The following is a 17,897-nucleotide window of genomic DNA, read 5'->3' as shown; positions in this document are numbered from 1 at the left end:
GCTCAATTGCATTGAGTTTTGTGCTATCCTCTCCATCTGAAGCGCCCGCCCCTCCCGAGACCGCCCGATGTACGAAACGCCCGATCTGGACACCGAGACCCTGACCCGGACCAGCGCCATCCGGGTTTATCAGCCGGAGGATTTCGAGGGCATGCGCATCGCCGGCCGGCTGGTGGCCGACGCGCTCGACATGATCACCCCCTATGTCGTGCCCGGCGTCACGACCCAGGAGATCGACGACCGCATCCGCCAGTATACCCTGGACCGCGGCGGCCTGCCCGCCTGCCTGGGCTACAAGGGCTATATGAAGACGGTCTGCACCTCGATCAATCACGTGGTCTGTCACGGGATTCCGGGCGACCGGGTGCTGAAGGACGGGGACATCGTCAACATCGACCACACCGTCATCGTCGACGGCTGGCACGGCGATTCCAGCCGCATGTATGCGGTGGGCGCGATCAACGCCCGGGCGCGCAAGCTGATCGACGTCACCTATGAAGGCCTGGCCGTCGGCCTGGACCAGGTCAAGCCCGGCAACACCTTCGGCGACATCGGCTATGCCATCCAGCGCGTGGTCGAGGCCAACCGCATGTCGGTCGTGCGCGACTTCTGCGGCCACGGCATCGGCCGCCTGTTCCACGACAGCCCCAACGTCCTGCACTATGGCCGCAAGGGCGAGGGCGCGGTGCTGAAGCCCGGCATGTTCTTCACCATCGAGCCGATGGTGAACCTGGGCAAGCCGCACGTGAAGGTCCTGTCCGACGGCTGGACCGCTGTGACGCGCGACAAGTCGCTGTCCGCCCAGTGCGAGCACAGCGTCGGCGTCACCGAGGATGGGGTGGAGATCTTCACCGCCAGCCCGCTGGGCCTGTTCAACCCTTCGGCCGCCAAGGCTTGAACGGCGCGATCCAGCCGCTAGCCTGACCTTCGCATTGCGGGGGTGAGGCGTGGCGGATCAGGGAAAAGAGGTCGCGTCGCAGGGTCCCAGGGCCCTGCCCCACCATGCCGGCCACCGCGAGCGCCTGCGCCACCGCGCCCGCATGGCCGGCCTGCACCACCTGCCCGACTATGAGCTGCTGGAGCTGTTCCTGTTCCGCAGCCAGCCCCAGGGCGACGTCAAGCCGATCGCCAAGGCGCTGCTGACCCGGTTCGGATCCCTGGCTGCCGTCCTGGCCGCCAGCGTCGAGGACCTGGTCACCGTGCGGACCGAGGACACGCGGGGCCGGACCAAGGCGGTGGGGGCGGAGACGGCCCTGGACCTGGTTGCCCTGCACGAGGTGGCCCAGCGTGTGGCCAAGGAGCCCGCCGCCAGGCGCCCCGTCATCTCCTCCTGGACCGCCCTGCTGGCCTATGTCCGGGTCGCGCTGCAGCACGAGCCGCGCGAACAGTTCCGTGTGCTTTATCTGGACAACCGGAACCAGCTGATCCTGGACGAGGTCCAGAACCGGGGCACGGTCGATCATGCCCCGGTCTATCCGCGGGAGGTCGTGCGTCGGGGCCTGGAGGTGAGCGCCAAGGCCATGATCCTGGTCCACAACCACCCCTCCGGCGACCCGACGCCCAGCCGCGCCGACATCGAGATGACCAAACAGATCGTCCAGGCGGCCCAGGCGCTCGGGGTCGAGGTTCACGACCATCTGATCGTCGGCCGCGAGGGGGTCAGCAGCCTGAAGCAGCTAGGCTTGATGTAGGCTCAGGCGGGCAGTTCGACCTTCAGCGGAGCGGTCTCGATCTCGCGCACGAAGGCCCCCGTCAGATTGCCCGACGCCTTCTCGCGCCGCCATAATGGCAAGGCTTGGCGTGGTCACGGGCTGACCTATGGTGGTGCGATGACCGTCTTGACCACGCCCCGCCTGACCCTGACGCCGGTGTCTCTGTCCGACTTCGACGACATCGCGGCCCTCTGGCAAGACGAGGCCTTCACCCGCCACATCACGGGTCGGGCCCTGCCGGAGGAAGACGTCTGGTCCCGCCTGCTGCGCGACCTGGGTCACTGGTCGGCGCTCGGGCGCGGCAACTGGTCGATGCGGACGCGTGACGACGGCCGATATGTCGGCTCGGTCGGTGTCCTCGACTATCGCCGAGCGGTGATGCCGGCGCTTGACGCGCCCGAGCTCGGCTGGGGCATCGGCGGGGCGTTTCAGGGGCAGGGCCTGGCCCGGGAGGGGGTCGAGGCGGCCCTCGCCTGGGCGGATGCTGCGCTACAGGCCCCCCGCACCGTCTGCATGATCGCCCCGGGCAACCTGCCCTCGATCCGCCTGGCCGGACGGGTGGGGTTCGTGACCTATGCGGAGGGGACGTATCACGGCGAACCGACCCTGTTGCTGGAGCGGGTGCGATTTCGCGAACCACACCTCCCTCCCCTCCGGGGGAAGGGAGACATCACCCCCCCGTAGCGACCCATTAACCCTTACGGCTCATTCTCCCTGCCGAAGTCGGAGCCCCCACCCTCCATGCCCATGCCCGTCGAGACCCTGCACGCCTATCTGGTTCAGGCCTTCCCTGACGCCGAGATCGCCATCGACGATCTGGCGGGCGACGGCGACCACTATCGCGCGCGCATCGTGTCAGCGGCCTTCGCCGGCCTGTCCCGGGTGAAACAGCATCAGCTCGTCTATGCGGCCTTGCAGGGACACATGGGCGGCGCGCTGCACGCCCTGGCGCTCGAAACCTCCGCCCCGCCCACCACAGGCTGATCCATGCGCTATCGCCCGTTCGGCGCGTCCGGCGCCGCCATCTCGACCCTGACGCTCAGTCTCGGCATCGACAGCCTGACGCGGGGCGTCCATGCGGCGAACGCCCTGATCTATACGGCGCTGGAATCGGGCATCAACGCCTACAGGCTGGAGACCGCCGACCCGGTGCTGGCCGAGGTCGTCGGCCAGGCCCTGGCCAATGTCGATCGCAAGCTGCTGAACGTCAGCCTGCAACTGGGCACCGGCGACGGCCGCCGCGGGTCGTCGAGAGACTTTTCGGCTGAAGGCATGACCGGGTGCATCGATCGGGCCCTGAACGTGTCCGGCCTGGCCTGGATCGACGTCGCCCTGCTGGAGGAACCGGGCGAGAATGAGTTGTCGCAATCCTCTCTGGCCGCTCTGAAGGCCCTGCGCACCGCCGGTCGGATCCGCGCCCTGGGGGTCTCGGGCGAGACCGAAGTCATGGACGCCTATGTCTCGACGGGAGCCTTCGACGTTCTGGCCACCCCGTTCCACGTCAACGCCGACTGGCGGATCCGGTCGCGAATCCGCGAAGCGCGCGAGCGCGACATGGCCATCCTGGCCTACGACTACTTTCCCGCCGTCCTCGACGCCGGGAAGACGTCCGCCACGCTCCGTCCGCCCAAGAAGGGTCTGTTCGGATTCGGATCCGGGGGGCGTTCGAAAGACGAGCCCCTGGCCGCGCCCGACACCTTCGCCTTCCTGCACCGGACGCCACGCTGGACGGCCGAGGCCATCTGCCTGGCCCACGCCATGAGCGACCCGTCCATCTGCAGCGTCATCGTCCGGGCGACGGACGCCGCGCGTCTGGACGTGCTGGCCGCCGTGCCCGAGAGGGACATGCCGCCCGGTCTGTCCGCTCAGATCGAAATGGCCCGGGTCGCGGCCTGAATCACGGGCTAACTTGTCGCCGGATCGCGCGCAGGTGATGGGCCCCGCCCTTGACCGGTCGGGTCGCCATCCCTAGCTGACGGCTGCAACGAAAGGCGTTCCCCTGTGTCCGACCAAGCTCTCGATACCGCGACCCCCGCCGATCCGATCCACGCCTTCATCGCCCAGACCGTGGCCGAGCATCCGGTGGTGCTCTTCATGAAGGGCACGCCCGACGCGCCGCGCTGCGGCTTCTCGGCCCATGCGGTGCAGATCCTGGATCACATCGGGGCCTCGTTCGTCGGCGTCGACGTGCTGCAGGACGACGGCCTGCGCGACGGCATCAAGACCTTCACCGACTGGCCCACCATCCCCCAGCTGTACGTGAAGGGCGAGTTCGTCGGCGGCTCCGACATCGTCAAGGAAATGTTCGCGGCCGGGGAGCTCAGCGCCCTGATGGTCGAAAAAGGCGTCCCGCTCGGCGAGGCCTGAGCCTTGGCCCGGCCGTCGCTGGAGCCGCGGCCCGACCGCGAGGTCTTCACCCTGCCGCTCCAGATCCGGCCCGAGCACATCGACGACAATGGCCACGTCAACAACGTCGTCTATGTCGGCTGGCTGCAGGACGCCGGCACGGCCCACTGGAACGCCCGCTTCGACGCCGAGACCCGCGCCCGCTGGTCCTGGGTCGCGCTGAGGCACGAGATCGACTATCTGCGCGCGCTTCAGCCGGACGCCACCGCCGTCGCCCGGACCTGGGTCGGCGACCCGCGTGGTCCCCGGTTCGACCGCTTTGTCCGCATCGAGGACGGCGAGGGCCGCCTGTGCGCCCAGGGCGTCTCCGAATGGTGCCTGGTCGAGGCTTCGACCCTGCGCCCCACGCGCATCCCGGCCGACATGCTGCCGGCCTTCGCCCGGCGCTGAGCGGGCTCAGCTCGTCGGCGGCAGCTGATAGGGGTTGTTGACCGAGACCCGCGATCCGGGCGTCAGGCCCAGTTCCTCGAACGACCACTGCAGCTCGACCCCGTCGGCCATGGGCCGATCGCAGCGGTCCTCGTCGATCCGCCGCAGGGTGATGGTCGAGTTCCGGCCCGCATGATCCACCACCGGCCGCAGGTCGTCCTTGTCGGTACAGCCGTTGGAGCTGACCCAGAACACCGCGAGATCGTTGGTGATGGACGCCGCATGGATAGGCTCCAGTTGACCGGGCATGGCGGCTCGCTCGGGCGACCGGCCCGGGAACATCGCGCAGGCCGAGGTCGCCGCGGCGAGCAGGGAGACGGCGACGATCGTTCGGAAGGGAGCCATGGCCGGCATCCTGTTCAGTCCTGAGGAGTCATGATCGCCCAATTCGGGCGGTTCTGCATTCGATTTTCGCGCGCGCGCACCGGAATGGAAAAGGCCCCGGATTGCTCCGGGGCCTTTCCAGACTGTAGCTGCCGCCGTCGCTGACGCGCGACGGGTCGAACCTTTACGAGGAGTAGTATTCCACGACCAGGTTCGGCTCCATCTTCACCGCGAACGGCACGTCGGCCAGTTCAGGGAAGCGGACGAAGCGCACCGAGAAGCCGCGGTCGCCCAGTTCCAGATAGTCGGGGATGTCGCGCTCGCCCGACTGCTGGGCTTCGAGCACCAGGGCCATCGCGCGGGACTTTTCCTTGACCTCGACGACATCGCCCGGCTTCAGGCTGTAGGAGGCGATGTTGACCTTCTTGCCGTTGACGGTGACGTGGCCGTGGTTGACGAACTGGCGCGCGGCCCAGGGGGTCGGCACGAATTTGGCGCGGTAGACGGTGGCGTCCAGACGGGCTTCTAGCAGACCGATCAGGGTCTCGGAGGTGTTCCCCTTCCGGCGGGCGGCTTCGTCATAGGTCTTGCGGAACTGCTTTTCCGTCAGGTTGGCGTAGTAGCCCTTGAGCTTCTGCTTGGCCTTCAGTTGCAGGCCGAAGTCGGAGACCTTGGACTTGCGGCGCTGACCGTGCTGGCCGGGGCCGTAGGACCGCTTGTTGACCGGGCTCTTGGCCCGGCCCCACAGGTTCTCACCCATGGCCCGATCGATTTTATACTTGGCGCTGTGGCGCTTGGACATTCGGTTCTCTTCTCTGTGATGCGGCCCGGCCCCTCCCCGAATGGAAGGGCGATCTCAACGGCGGTCCACGCATCGTCCGTAGTGGTTTTCGCGCATCCGACCGGGGTCGGGCGCGGGAAAGCGGGGCTTATCGACTCCGGGCCCGCCGGAGTCAACCTCAGGCCGCCGCGCTCGTCGTCGTCCCGGCCCCGATCAGGCGCGCAGGACGACCCAGCAGATAGCCCTGGACCTCGTCGCAGCCCTGCTCGCGCAGAAAGGCCAGCTGCTCCTGCGTCTCGACTCCCTCGGCCAGGATCGGAATGGCCAGGCTCTCGCCCAGAGCCAGCACGGCCCGGATGATGGCCTTGGACTGGGGTTCGCCGTCCAGCTCGGACATGAAGCTGCGGTCCAGCTTGATCTTGTCGAACGGGAAGGCCCGCAGCGTGGACAGCGACGAATAGCCTGTGCCGAAATCGTCCATGGCCACCGACACGCCCAGCAGCTTCAGCTGCCGCAGGATGTGGGTCGTGCGCTCCATATCCGAGATCATCGCCGTCTCGGTGATTTCCAGCTCCAGACGGTAGGGCGAAAGGCCTGTCTCGAGCAGGATCTGATGAACCAGGCGCGGCAGGTCGATGTGCGACAGCTGGACCGGCGACAGGTTCACCGCGATGCGATGGGGTTCCGCCCAGGACGCGGCCTCGGCGCAGGCCTGACGCAGCACCCATTCACCGATCGGGAGGATCATGCCGGTCTCTTCGGCGATCGGAATGAAGTCCGAGGGCGGGATGAACGACCCATCGGCCTGGCGCCAGCGCAACAGCGCCTCGTAACCCGTGATCAGCCCGGTCTCGACCGAGGCCTGAAGCTGGTAATGCAGTTCGAAGCGGTTCTTCTCCAGGGCCTCGCGCAGGCCCAGGGTCACGCGGCGACGCTGCCGGACCGCCTCGTCCATCGCCTCTTCGTAGAAGCACACGTCCGTCGCGAGCGACGCCTTGGCCCGGTACATGGCCAGGTCGGCATTGTTGATCAGCACGGAGGTCTCGGACGCATCGTCCGGCCACAGGGCGATACCGATGGCCGCCCCGCACTGAAGCTCGGCATGCTCGGCCATGAGCGGCTGCACCATGGCGGTCCGCAGGCGCTCCGCGGCGGTGTGCGCGGCCTCGCGATCGGCGATCGGAACGATGGCCACGAACTCGTCACCACCCAGACGCGCCACGAACTCGCCGTCCAGCGTCGCCTGCTTCAGATTGCCGGCGATATGGGTCAGAAGCTGGTCGCCGACGGCGTGCCCATAGAGGTCATTGACCTCCTTGAACCGGTTCAGATCGATGGCGAGCAGCGCGAACTGGCCCTCGCCGAACGTCGCCACCGTCCGATCCAGCTTTTCGAGGAAGGAGGTGCGGTTGGGCAGTCCCGTCAGGCTGTCGTTGCGCGCCAGGTGGGAGATGCGGCGCTCCTGGGCGACGCGAGATCGCAGGTCGCGAACGGCGAGGATGCGGAAGGTCTGGTCCGGCGTCGCCTCGATCCGCACGGCGATCTCGACCGGGATGGAGCCGTCGGCTGTGGTCAGGCGGCTCTGGACCAGAGCGTTGGGCGGCATGGAGTCGAGGTCCTCCACCCAGTCCGCCACGGCCCGTCCGACGAGGGCCTCGTCCGCGAGGCCGCAAAGCTCGGCGAAGGCGCGATTGGCCATGACGACCCGCCCCTCGGCCTCGACCAGCATACCGTCCACGCTGCCCTCGATCAGGCTGCCGAGGCGGTCACGCGACTGGCGTTCGGACTGTTCGTCCAGAGCATAGCTGGCGACGGCGGTGCCCAGGATCAGGAACCCCACGACCGCCACACCCACCGCCAGCAGCGTCTCGGCCTCGGTCAACGTCCAGGCGTCGTCCGAAGGCGCGAACGGCAGGACGGTCAAGGCGCCCATCCCTGTGAAATGCAGGCTGACGATGGTGAGAACCAGCAGCGCCGGGGTCAGAATCCTGCGGTGGCGCAGGGTGGTCTCCGCGCCGACGCTGAACGCCAGAGCCCCGCCCACCGTGGCCGCGATCACGGAGACGGCGACATAGGCCATGTTCCATTGGACGAAGGCCTCGGCCGTGAAGGCGGACATGCCGATGTAATGCATCGCCGTCACGCCCAGGCCGAACGCCGTCCCGCCGAGCGCCGGTGCCCAAGGCTGGCGGATGGACCCCAGGGTCACGGCGACGCCGCATCCGACCATGGCCACGAGCAGGGACACCCCGGTCAGCAGGGGCGCGTAGGCGATCTCGACCCCCGGCTTGTAGGCGAGCATGGCCACGAAATGGGTGCACCAGATCGTCGCCCCGCCGGCGACCGCGCCGAGAAAGACCCACGGCAGGCGGTCCCGGGCGGCACCCCGGCGGATCCGGGTATAAAGGTGGCCCAGGACCACTGATCCCACGACGCAGATCAACGCAGCCAGGCCGACGAGCCACGGATTGTGGTCCTGCGTCAGGCAGTCGAGAACACGCATACGGGCCGCCACTAGGAAAAGACTACAGCCGATCGCGTCTAAGCGTCGGTCGTTAAGCCTCCGGGCAATGAACACGGTTACCGATCCGTCAACGCCTTCCGGAGTCGTCGATCCGTTTAAGGGGCGTAGACCCGCACGACGGAGCCTGGGGCTTCGACGCTAGGGGGCGGGAACGGCCTCCGGCGTCCAGACCAGGGTTCCGTCGTCGCGCCGCGTCACCCGTCCAATGCCGGGATAGGGAAAGTGGACGGCGTACAGACGCAGGTTCTCGTCGGCCGCGCGGCCCAGAAGGGCGATCCGGCTCTGCATCGCCTGGGCATTGCCGTCGAAGCTGTTGGCCCAGTCCGGCTTCTGCACCGAGACGACATGGTGGTGGGCGCTGTCGGCGATATAGAGCAGGCGATCCTCGCCCGAGTGAACCTCGAAGCCGGAGTGGCCGGGCGTATGGCCCTGGATCGGCACGGCCAGGATGGCGGGTGTCACCTGGGCGCCGGGCGCGAAGGTCTCGACCTTGGGCGTGATCGCCGTGACCAGGGCCGCCATCTCGGTATCGGCCTGCAGAGCGGTCCACTCCGGGGCCGACATGCGGATCACGGCGTTGGGATAGATCAGGGCTCCGGACGCATCGACCAGACCGCCGACATGGTCCCCATGGGCGTGGGAGATCAGAATGTCGGTGATGGCGGACGGCTCAATGCCGGCGGAGCCCAGGCTGGCCACCAGCTTGCCGGCCCCCGGCCCCATCGCCCCACCGGCACCGGTGTCGATCAGCACCAGTCGCGACCCGTCGCGAACGAGCAGGGGCTGGACGCTGAGGTCGAAGGTCTCGCCGGCCAGACCGTTGGCGGTCAGGACGGCCGACACCTCGGCCGGGGTGCGGCCGACGCCCAGGATCTTGTTGTCATTGGGCAGGCCCGACAGACCGCCGTCGCGCAGGGCGATGGTCTCGATCGTGCCGACCTTGAAGCGGTAGACATCGGCGCTGGCGGCGGGCGCGACGGTCGTGGCGGACCCGGTCGACTGAACCGGCTGGCTGCAAGCGGCCGTGGCGATGAAGCCGGACAGCAGCAGGCTCGCAGCGGCGATCTTGAAATGGGGGATCATGGAAACCTCGGCGCGGGGTTGAACAGCCACGCTCACATAGGAGGTCGTCCCCATTGCGCCAGATGGGCGAACCGTGAAGTTTCCTCGACGGTCCGCCCCATGGCCGATCAGGCGGTCGCGGCCGCGTAGAGTTCGTTGGCCTTATTCCAGTTCACCACGGTCCAGAAGGCCTTCAGATAGTCCGGGCGGCGGTTCTGGTATTTCAGATAGTAGGCGTGTTCCCAGACGTCGGCGCCGAGGACGACCGCGCCCTTCTGTTCGGCCACGTCCATCAGGGGATTGTCCTGGTTCGGGGTCGAGGTGACCTTCAGCTTGCCGTCCTGAACGATCAGCCAGGCCCAGCCCGAGCCGAACTGGCCGGCGCCGGCGGCGTTGAAGTCGGTCTTGAACTGCTCGAGACCGCCCAGGTCGCGGTCGATCGCGGCGGCCAGCTCGGCCGAGGGCTCGCCGCCCTGGCCGACGGGGGCCAGCAGCTCCCAGAACAGGGCGTGGTTCCAGTGGCCGCCACCGTTGTTGCGGACCGCCTTGGGCGCGCTCGAGATGGAAGCGAACAGGTCTTCCAGCGACTGGCCCTGCAGGCCGGCGTCTGCGTCGACGGCCTTGTTCAGGTTGTCGACATAGGCCTGGTGGTGCTTGTCGTGGTGGAAGGTCATCGTCTCGGAGTCGATGGCAGGCTCCAGCGCGTCATAGGCGTAGGGCAGCGGCGGCAGGGTGAAGGCCATGAGAAGACTCCGTTCAGAGGGATTGAGATCCCCCTCAAGATAGGCCTCCCCGGCGTCAGGCCAAGACGCAAAGGCGGATTTCGCGCGGGCCTCGGTTAAGGACGATCGGCCGGAACGATCAGAGGCCAAGCTTCATTGGAACGACAGAGGAGATCAATCATGGGACTGATCCACACTCTCGAAGGCCCGCCCCGCCTGAGCGAACAGGCGCTGGAGGCCCTCTGTCGTCAAATGACGGATGCGGCCGCCGTCATGTCCGACGACCAGATCCTGCGCCTCGCCGATGCGCTTCATGACACCCTGAGAGCCAGACGGGCCCTTCGCCACCGGCTGCATCAGCGCGTCGAACGCCGCCTGGACGACGAACGCGGGACCGCTGCCTCGGCCTAGGCGGAAGCCTGGCGCAGACTGGCCTTCAGACAGTCGCGGACATCGCGCTTGAGACTGCCGGTGGCATTCAGGAAGTCGATGCCCTCGGCGGCGAACACCGCCTTGACTGCCGCGTCCAGCCCCTCGGGCAGGGCACCCACGACCTTGGCCTGCCCCTTGGTGTGAAGACAGATGCCCAGTTCGGTGCACAGGGCCGCGAACATCGGCTCGTGATCCGGGGCGGCGGTTTCGGGGGTCTCGGTCATCGAGTCAGGCTTTCAGTCGCGCGGCGTGGAAGGCGACATGGTCGGCGATGAAACTGGCCATGAAGAAGTAGGAATGGTCATAGCCCGGCTGCATCCGGAGCGTCAGCCTCTGACCCGCCGCATCGGCCGCCGCCTGCAGCCGCTCCGGCTTGAGCTGGTCGACCAGGAAGCCGTCGGCATCGCCCTGATCGATCAGGATGTCGTCGAACCGCCCCCGGGCCGCGCCGGCCTCGATCAGCAAAGCGGCGTCATGCCCGGCCCAGGCGTCCCGGTCGGGGCCCAGATAGGCGGTGAACGCCTTCTCGCCCCAGCCGCAGCGGGTCGGCGAGGCGATGGGGGCGAAGGCCGAGACGGAGCGGAACAGGTCCGGGTGGCGCAGAGCCAGGGTCAGGGCCCCGTGCCCGCCCATCGAATGGCCGCTGAGGCCGCGCATGCCGGTGGTCGGGAACTCCGCGTCGATCAGGGCGATCAACTCCTCGGTGACATAGGTCTCCATGCGGAAATGCGGAGCCCAGGGAGCTTCGGTGGCGTCGACGTAGAAACCCGCCCCCTGGCCCAGATCGTAGGCGTCATCGTCGGCCACGCCCTCACCGCGCGGCGAGGTGTCGGGGGCGACGATGATGACGCCATGCTCGGCGGCGGCGCGATAGGCCCCGGCCTTGGTGGTGAAATTGTCCTCGGTGCAGGTCAGGCCCGACAGCCAGATCAGCACCGGAAACGGCCCCTCCCCCGGCGGCACGAAGACCGACAGCGTCATCGGCGTGCCGGTGGCCGTGCTGTCGTGGCGGAGATAGCGCAGGGTGCCGCCGTGGACGGCGTGGGTCTTCAGGGTTTGCATACGACTCCGCTCATCCCGCCCGATGCATGGCGCAGATCTTGTTGCCCGAGGGGTCGCGCAGATAGGCCAGATTCAGGGTGCCGAACGGACCCTGGCGCGGGCCGGGCGGATCCTCGATGGCGGTGCCGCCGGCCGCGACGCCCGCGTCGTGGAAGGCCTTGACCGCGTCGGCATCCCTGGCCGCGAAACCGATGGTCCCGCCATTGGCATGGCAGGCGTCCTCGCCGTCGAGCGGCCGGGTGATGGCGAAGGCCCCGCGCGGCGTGCGCCACCAGTAGCGGCCCTTGTCGTCGGCCGCGCTCTCCGGGATGCCCAAGGCCCCCAAGGCGGCGTCATAGAATTTCCGCGACGCCTCCAGGTCGTTGGCCCCGACGGTCATATGCGTGAACATGGTCGTTCCTCCCTGTCTGCCCGGACGCTAGCCGGGTCCGTTTCTTATTGCAACGCGGCCTAAAACACCACCACGCTGCGGATGCTCTCGCCCGCGTGCATCAGGTCGAAGGCCTCGTTGATCCGCTCCAGCGGCAGGGTGTGGGTGATCATCGGGTCGATCTCGATCTTGCCGTCCATGTACCAGTCGACGATGCGCGGCGTGTCGGTGCGGCCGCGCGCGCCGCCGAAGGCCGAGCCCTTCCAGACGCGGCCGGTGACCAGCTGGAACGGGCGGGTGGAGATCTCCTTGCCGGCCTCGGCCACGCCGATGACGATGCTCTCGCCCCAGCCGCGGTGGCAGGCCTCCAGCGCCTGGCGCATCACCGTGGTGTTGCCGGTGCAGTCGAAGGTGTAGTCGGCCCCGCCGCCGGTCAGCTCGACCAGATGGGCGACGACGTCGGAGACCTCCTTCGGATTGACGAAATGGGTCATGCCGAAGCGGCGGCCCCACTCCTCTTTCGCGGGGTTCAGGTCGACGCCGACGATCATGTCGGCCCCGACCATCTTCAGCCCCTGGATGACGTTCAGCCCGATGCCGCCCAGGCCGAACACGACGGCATTGGCCCCGGGCTCGACCTTGGCGGTGTTCACGACCGCGCCGACGCCGGTGGTCACGCCGCAGCCGACGTAGCAGGCGCTCTCGAACGGGGCGTCCTTGCGGATCTTGGCGAGGGCGATCTCGGGCAGGACGGTGTAGTTCGAGAAGGTCGAGCAGCCCATGTAGTGGGCGATGGCCTGGCCCTTGTAGCTGAAGCGGCTGGTGCCGTCGGGCATCATCCCCTTGCCCTGGGTGGCGCGGATGGCGGTGCACAGGTTGGTCTTGCGGCTGAGGCAGGATTTACACTGGCGGCATTCGGGCGTGTACAGCGGGATCACGTGATCGCCGACGGCGACGCTGGTCACCCCCGCCCCGATCTCGACCACCACGCCCGCGCCCTCATGGCCCAGGATGGAGGGGAAGATACCCTCCGAGTCCAGCCCGTCCAGCGTATAGGCGTCGGTGTGGCAGATGCCCGTGGCCTTGATCTCGATCAGCACTTCACCAGCGCGCGGGCCATCCAGATCGACCTCGACGATCTCGAGCGGACGTTTGGCCTCGAAGGCAACGGCGGCGCGGGTCTTCATGGGTAGCTTCCTTGTTATTCCTCCCCCATCGGGGGAGGTGGCGCGGCGCCGCTTTGCGCCGTGACGGAGGGGGCCTGACCTGAATGCGGTGTCTGGGGTTGGCCCCCTCCACCGCTCCGCGGTCCCCCTCCCCCTACGGGGGAGGATCGTTCGCGCGCAAGCCTTTCCAGCACCCGCCCCCTGCCCTTCGACAGGGCGTGGATCACGCCGCGAAAGGTCGCGACCTCCTGCTCGGTGAACCGGCTGCGGCCCAGCATGACGCGCAGGTTCTGGCTCATCGATGGGGTCTTTTCCGGCGGATGGAAGAAGCCGGCCGCCTCCAGCTCGCGCTCCAGATGCTCGTACATGCCGACGGCCAGGGCGCCCGAGGCCGGCGGATCGCCCTCGCGGAAGTTCGGCGGCGGGGCGTCCAGAACGAGCGTGCGCCACTCATAGGCGTTGATGGCCACGGCCTGGGCCAGGTTCAGGCTCTGGTGGCGCGGGTCGATGGGGATGGTGACGATGCCCTGGCACAGGGCGATGTCGGTGGTCTCCAGCCCCGCCCGTTCGCTGCCGAACAGCAGGCCGACACCCAGACCGGAGGCGGCGTCGTCATACAGGACGCGGGAGGCCTCGCGCGGGGTGCGGACCGGCTGGCGGGTCTCGCGCGGGCGGGCCGTGGTGGCGAAGACAGTGGTCAGGTCGGCGGTGGCCGAGGCGACGCTGTCGAACACCTGGACCCCGTCCAGCACCCAGTCGGCGCCCGAGGCCAGGGGCCAGGCCCGGTCCTGGGGCCAGCCGTCGCGTGGGCTGACCAAACGCAGGCGATCGAGGCCGAAATTGGCCATCACCCGCGCCACCGCGCCGATGTTCTCGGCCATCTGCGACCGGTCGAGGATGACGACGGGGGGTATCGGGTCAGTCAACCGAAATCAGTCCTCGCCCGCCATGGCCAGCCAGGGATCGGCGCCGCCCGCCTCCACCTCGGCCACCTTGATGACGGGCCAGCCGACCGACTGCGTGCCGGCGTCGCGCCAGGCCAGGATGATCAGGTCGCGCAGCTCGGCCGCCCCGGCCGCCAGGCGCTCGGTGGCGAAAGCGGTGCCGCGCGGATCGCTGTCGGCGAAACCGCCGGCCTTCTCCAGCTCATAGAAGGGGGTGACCGTGGCATGAGTCCTTGTCAGGTAGGCGGCGGTGCGGGCGCGCAGGTCGAACCCGTCCAGCGCCGGCGCGGGCATGGCGGCCTCGACCGCGTCCAGCCGCGTCGACCGGCGCGTGAAGGCCCCCTCGAACATGGCGTGGGTCTGCCGTGAGGTGGTGAAGCCTTTCGGGTTGGGCGTGTTCCGGTCCCAGCCATTGTAGTGGATCGACAGATGGTGGGGCTGGGCCCCGTCGCCGACGAAATGCGACAGATAGCCGATGTCGCGCAGGATCAGGGCCTCGCGCCGCAGCCGGTCCTCGCGGTACCAGGCGCGCTTGCCCGGATCGGCTTCGCTGGCCTCGGCGGCGTTCAGCACGCGCCAGTGGGCGAAGTCGCGGGCCAGCTGCTGATAGCCGTCCATGATGGCATAGGGCAGGTAGCCGGCGTCATCGACCTTGATGCCCGCGGCCAGCAGGGCGGAGTCGTATTCGCTCTTCAGAACCGGCAGCTGATCGAGCGTCGGACCGGCGGCGGCCATCACATGACCGGCGTCGTCCAGATCGACGAAATGGGCGGTGTCGCGCTCGCGGTCATGGGGCTGGCCCGCGCCCCGGCTGCGGTCGGGTTCGCGCGACAGCTCGCCGACCTCGGCGGCCGCCCCCGGCGTGCGCAGGAAGGCGGGCAATTCATCGGACAGGGCGCGGACGGCGGCGACGCCGATCGTGCGGTGACCCGTCGCCCCCCAGGCGTCGACCTGGGTGGCCACGCCCGCGCCGAACGCGAGGACGGCGGCGGCGGAGGCGAGCAGGGCGATGCGCTTCATGGGAGGGCTCTCGGCGACGGGTTGGCTCGCCCTAGATCGGGGCACGGGCGGCGTCCAGACACAAGTTCGTCGCCCCGGCTTGACGGGGCCGAGCGGCGCCTCCTACGCCTGTGCACCGTCCCGCTTCCGGAGCCTGTCATGAAACGCCTCGCCCTCGCCGCCGTCTCCGTGATCGCCCTCCTGGCCGGTCCCGCCCTGGCGCAGCAGACCACCACCATCGAACGCAACGCGGTCGAGGCGCACATGAATTTCCTGGCCGGCGAGGAGCTGCAGGGACGCGGCAGCGCGACCCGCGATGAGGCCGTCGCCGCCGCCTATGTCGCCGCCCAGTTCCGCCTGGCCGGCCTGACCCCCGTGCCCGGCATGGACGGCTATCTGCAGCGCGCGCCCGTGATCAAGACGACGCCGTCAGGCGCGGCGCGGCTCAGCATTGGCGACGCGGGCCTGGTCCAGGGGACGGACTTCGCCGTCCTGACGGGGGGCCTGACCGCCGCCTCCGGCGCGATCACCGTGGCCGAGGATCCCGCCGCCCTGCCCGCCGGCGCCGAGGTGCTGATGATGGCCCCGGCGGAGGGACCCGGCGTTCGCGCCGTGTTCGGCCGGGCCATGGGCAGCGGGGCCAGGCTGATCCTGATGCGCCGCACCGAGGCCCTGGCCCAGGCCACGGCCGACAACGGCGCGCGCGACCCGGTCATCCGTCTCGCCGACGCCCCGGCCCGGGGCGGGCCGGTCGTCCTGGTCCTCGCGCCCGAGATCTATGATCGACTGAAGACGGTCGGCGGCACGGCGACCTATGACCCCGGCACCGCGACGGTCGAGCAGGGCGTGACTACCAACGCCATCGGCTGGCTGGCCGGCACCGAGCCCGACGGTCCCGTGCTGATGGTCTCCGCCCACCTGGACCACATCGGCGTCCGCTCGGACGGGGTGGTCATGTACGGGGCCAACGACGACGCCTCCGGCACCGTGGCGGTGATCGAGCTGGCGCGCGCCCTGGCCGGCACCGGCCCGCACCGGATGAATGTGATGTTCGTGGGTTATGGGGCGGAGGAGGCCGGCCTGCTGGGCTCGCGCTATTTCGTCGACCACCCGCCGGTGCCGCTGGAGCGGATCAAGGCCAATCTCGAGATCGAGATGATCGGCGACCAGGATCCGCAGCTGCCGGCGGGCGTGATGATGATGACCGGGTTCGAACGCTCCACCTTCGGGCCGGAGCTGAAGGCGCGCGGGGCCCTGATCGGTCCCGACCCCTATCCGGAACAGAACTTCTTCCAGCGCTCGGACAACTACGCCCTGGCCCTGCGCGGCGTGGTCGCCCACACCATCTCGGGCTGGGCGACCATCCCGACCTATCACACGCCCGAAGACACGATCGCCAACATCAATTTTGACTTCATGACCGCCGCGATCCAGTCGCTGGTCGCGCCCCTGTCGGCCCTGGCGGAGGGCGACTTCACCCCCGAATGGACCGAGGGCGGGCGGCCGGTGGCGCAGTAGCGTCTGTCTTTCCTTCTCCCGCAAAGCGAGAAGAATCAGGTGATGCCGAACGCGACCTCCACGCGCCCGATCCAATCCCGTATGCTCGGATAGGGGCCGAGGTCGAAGCCGCCTTCGGGGGCGACGCGCGTGTAGGCGACCAGGGCCAGGTCGGCGAGGGTGGCCCCCGCCCCTCCGGCCAGCCAGGCCGAACCCGCCAGGGCCTCTTCCATCCGTCTGAGCGCAGCGTGACCGCGTTCCATCAGGCGCGGCTCGACCTCGGCCGCCGAACGGCCCGCATAGACGCGCTGGAACCGGGCCACGGCGACATAGGGCTCGTGACTGTACTGTTCCCAGAACAGCCATTCGAACATCCGCGCCCGCTCATAGGCGTCCGCCGGAATCCAGGCGCTGCCCTCGGCCAGGTGCAGCAGGATGGCGTTCGACTGGGCCAGGGGGCGGCCGTCCTCCAGGACCAGGGTCGGCACCTGACCGCTTGGATTCAAAAGGAGAAATTCCGGAGTCCGGCTTTCGCCGGCCATGATATCCAGCGCGACCCACTGATAATCACGGCCGAGTGCGTCCAGCATCCACTTGACCTTCAAGCAGTTGCCCGAGCGAATATCTCCATAGGCAGTAAGCATCGGACCCCAGCAAAGGATTTATGATCGCCCAATACTGCTATCGCGCTTCGGGACGTTGCCCAACCCCGGTTCCGCTTATCTCAGGCCAGCAGCGACTGATCCATCCGCGACGGTGGACAACCGGCCGCAGGGAACCACATTGCCACATTTTGAACATGATCCACGGCGACACCCCGTCCTGCCGGTTAGGTCAGAGGGCCGGCGTCACGACGAGTTCGATCTGTGTTCAGCACCCTCGCGGCGTTCGCCATGCTTTGGGCCGCAGCCTTCCCGGCTGCCGATCCGATCACCTATGAAGCGGCTGTCGCCGCCGATCCGGTCGTCGTGGAAAGCCCTGAAAACGCGAACGGTTCCGACGAGGGTTCGGCCGATCTGACCGCCGAGCAGGCCGACCTGATGGCCCGCGATCCCGACTGGAACGCCAAGGCCAGCCTCTATCACGCCGGTGGCGGCGGGGCGACCGGCAACGATTCGCTGGGCTGCCGTCCGGTGGCGATGCGCACCCTGGCCACCGATCCCCGCGTCATTCCTCGCCGCACCCGGGTCTTCATCCGCGAGACGGTGGGCATGCGGATGCCCGACGGCTCGCTGCACGACGGCTACTGGTACGCATCGGACACCGGCGGCGCGATCCGCGGCCAGCGCGTCGACCTGTTCACCGGCAATGGCCGGGGCTCGATGCAGCCCGTGATGCGCTTCAACCAGCAGCGGCTGACCATTTCCAACGCCGGCCGTTTCGACGGCTGCCCGCCCGCCTGGAACACCGCGTCCAACTGACGCCGATCGGCGCTTTGCGAAGCGCCCCCCCGTCGTCCTAGTGTCG

22 protein-coding genes are annotated in these 17,897 nt (G+C 68.5%); 10 read left to right on the top strand and 12 right to left on the bottom strand.

The features are described 5' to 3' along the window. The first annotated feature begins 67 nt into the window (after positions 1-67). From map to BZG35_RS04955, 7 genes are all read left to right on the top strand, one after another. Positions 68-898: a type I methionyl aminopeptidase gene (map, locus tag BZG35_RS04985; RefSeq protein WP_077354654.1), complete on the top strand. Its 831-nt coding sequence runs from the start codon at positions 68-70 to the stop codon at positions 896-898. Between the two features lie 49 nt (positions 899-947). Then, positions 948-1,691 carry a DNA repair protein RadC gene (radC, locus tag BZG35_RS04980; protein WP_077354653.1) on the top strand — a complete coding sequence of 248 codons (744 nt, stop codon included), beginning with the start codon at positions 948-950 and terminating at the stop codon, positions 1,689-1,691. Positions 1,692-1,829: 138 nt separating this feature from the next. Then, positions 1,830-2,396, top strand: coding sequence for a GNAT family N-acetyltransferase (locus tag BZG35_RS04975; RefSeq protein WP_077354652.1), 567 nt, complete (start codon positions 1,830-1,832; stop codon positions 2,394-2,396). Between the two features lie 57 nt (positions 2,397-2,453). Then, positions 2,454-2,696, top strand: a complete 243-nt coding sequence (locus tag BZG35_RS04970; RefSeq protein ID WP_150125935.1) for a BolA family protein — start codon at positions 2,454-2,456, stop codon at positions 2,694-2,696. Positions 2,697-2,699: 3 nt separating this feature from the next. After that, a complete protein-coding gene (locus tag BZG35_RS04965; RefSeq protein WP_077354651.1) occupies positions 2,700-3,608 on the top strand; it encodes an aldo/keto reductase in 909 nt (302 codons plus the stop codon). 105 nt (positions 3,609-3,713) lie between these two features. Then, a complete protein-coding gene (gene grxD / locus BZG35_RS04960) occupies positions 3,714-4,079 on the top strand; it encodes a Grx4 family monothiol glutaredoxin (RefSeq protein WP_077354650.1) in 366 nt (121 codons plus the stop codon). Between the two features lie 3 nt (positions 4,080-4,082). Next, the gene (locus BZG35_RS04955) at positions 4,083-4,508 is read left to right on the top strand and encodes a thioesterase family protein (protein ID WP_077354649.1); all 426 of its coding nucleotides are present in this window, start codon (positions 4,083-4,085) and stop codon (positions 4,506-4,508) included. Positions 4,509-4,514: 6 nt separating this feature from the next. Here BZG35_RS04955 and BZG35_RS04950 read toward each other — a convergent pair whose 3' ends face one another. From BZG35_RS04950 to BZG35_RS04930, 5 genes are all read right to left on the bottom strand, one after another. After that, entirely contained in the window at positions 4,515-4,892 is a 378-nt protein-coding gene (locus BZG35_RS04950) for a hypothetical protein (RefSeq protein ID WP_077357830.1), read from the bottom strand. Between the two features lie 163 nt (positions 4,893-5,055). Then, on the bottom strand, positions 5,056-5,673 hold the full coding sequence (rpsD, locus tag BZG35_RS04945; RefSeq protein WP_077354648.1) for a 30S ribosomal protein S4: 618 nt from the start codon (positions 5,671-5,673) through the stop codon (positions 5,056-5,058). A 157-nt stretch (positions 5,674-5,830) separates the two neighbouring features. After that, positions 5,831-8,155 carry a bifunctional diguanylate cyclase/phosphodiesterase gene (locus BZG35_RS04940; RefSeq protein ID WP_077354647.1) on the bottom strand — a complete coding sequence of 775 codons (2,325 nt, stop codon included), beginning with the start codon at positions 8,153-8,155 and terminating at the stop codon, positions 5,831-5,833. A 159-nt stretch (positions 8,156-8,314) separates the two neighbouring features. After that, complete coding sequence (locus BZG35_RS04935) at positions 8,315-9,259, bottom strand: MBL fold metallo-hydrolase (protein WP_077357828.1); 945 nt, start codon at positions 9,257-9,259, stop codon at positions 8,315-8,317. Between the two features lie 107 nt (positions 9,260-9,366). Then, positions 9,367-9,981 carry a superoxide dismutase gene (locus BZG35_RS04930; RefSeq protein ID WP_077354646.1) on the bottom strand — a complete coding sequence of 205 codons (615 nt, stop codon included), beginning with the start codon at positions 9,979-9,981 and terminating at the stop codon, positions 9,367-9,369. Between the two features lie 159 nt (positions 9,982-10,140). On the opposite strand from BZG35_RS04930, the gene BZG35_RS04925 reads away from it, so the two are divergent. Further along, the gene (locus BZG35_RS04925; protein WP_077354645.1) at positions 10,141-10,371 is read left to right on the top strand and encodes a hypothetical protein; all 231 of its coding nucleotides are present in this window, start codon (positions 10,141-10,143) and stop codon (positions 10,369-10,371) included. Here the strand turns inward: BZG35_RS04925 and BZG35_RS04920 are convergent. The 6 genes from BZG35_RS04920 to BZG35_RS04895 are packed head-to-tail and all read right to left on the bottom strand — an operon-like array spanning position 10,368 to position 14,954. Beyond that, positions 10,368-10,616 (bottom strand): hypothetical protein, encoded by a 249-nt coding sequence (locus tag BZG35_RS04920; protein ID WP_077354644.1) that lies wholly within the window; start codon positions 10,614-10,616, stop codon positions 10,368-10,370. The genes BZG35_RS04925 and BZG35_RS04920 overlap by 4 nt on opposite strands. A gap of 4 nt (positions 10,617-10,620) precedes the next feature. Continuing rightward, entirely contained in the window at positions 10,621-11,454 is an 834-nt protein-coding gene (gene fghA / locus BZG35_RS04915; protein WP_077354643.1) for an S-formylglutathione hydrolase, read from the bottom strand. A gap of 10 nt (positions 11,455-11,464) precedes the next feature. Further along, positions 11,465-11,845, bottom strand: coding sequence for a VOC family protein (locus BZG35_RS04910; RefSeq protein WP_077354642.1), 381 nt, complete (start codon positions 11,843-11,845; stop codon positions 11,465-11,467). A gap of 59 nt (positions 11,846-11,904) precedes the next feature. Beyond that, positions 11,905-13,011 carry an S-(hydroxymethyl)glutathione dehydrogenase/class III alcohol dehydrogenase gene (locus tag BZG35_RS04905; RefSeq protein ID WP_077354641.1) on the bottom strand — a complete coding sequence of 369 codons (1,107 nt, stop codon included), beginning with the start codon at positions 13,009-13,011 and terminating at the stop codon, positions 11,905-11,907. 14 nt (positions 13,012-13,025) lie between these two features. Further along, the gene (locus tag BZG35_RS04900) at positions 13,026-13,916 is read right to left on the bottom strand and encodes an RNA methyltransferase (protein ID WP_253189269.1); all 891 of its coding nucleotides are present in this window, start codon (positions 13,914-13,916) and stop codon (positions 13,026-13,028) included. 6 nt (positions 13,917-13,922) lie between these two features. Further along, positions 13,923-14,954, bottom strand: coding sequence for a S1/P1 Nuclease (locus BZG35_RS04895; protein ID WP_077354640.1), 1,032 nt, complete (start codon positions 14,952-14,954; stop codon positions 13,923-13,925). A 138-nt stretch (positions 14,955-15,092) separates the two neighbouring features. On the opposite strand from BZG35_RS04895, the gene BZG35_RS04890 reads away from it, so the two are divergent. Beyond that, positions 15,093-16,451 (top strand): M28 family metallopeptidase, encoded by a 1,359-nt coding sequence (locus BZG35_RS04890; protein WP_077354639.1) that lies wholly within the window; start codon positions 15,093-15,095, stop codon positions 16,449-16,451. Between the two features lie 35 nt (positions 16,452-16,486). Here BZG35_RS04890 and BZG35_RS04885 read toward each other — a convergent pair whose 3' ends face one another. Next, complete coding sequence (locus BZG35_RS04885; protein WP_077354638.1) at positions 16,487-17,074, bottom strand: glutathione S-transferase family protein; 588 nt, start codon at positions 17,072-17,074, stop codon at positions 16,487-16,489. A 222-nt stretch (positions 17,075-17,296) separates the two neighbouring features. Here BZG35_RS04885 and BZG35_RS04880 point away from each other — a divergent pair, with 222 nt between their 5' ends. Further along, positions 17,297-17,851, top strand: coding sequence for a 3D domain-containing protein (locus tag BZG35_RS04880; RefSeq protein WP_077354637.1), 555 nt, complete (start codon positions 17,297-17,299; stop codon positions 17,849-17,851). The last annotated feature ends 46 nt before the right edge of the window (positions 17,852-17,897 follow it).

This window comes from Brevundimonas sp. LM2 (genome assembly GCF_002002865.1).
Classification (GTDB): Bacteria; Pseudomonadota; Alphaproteobacteria; order Caulobacterales; family Caulobacteraceae; genus Brevundimonas.
This window is presented reverse-complemented; position numbering and strand designations above follow the sequence as displayed.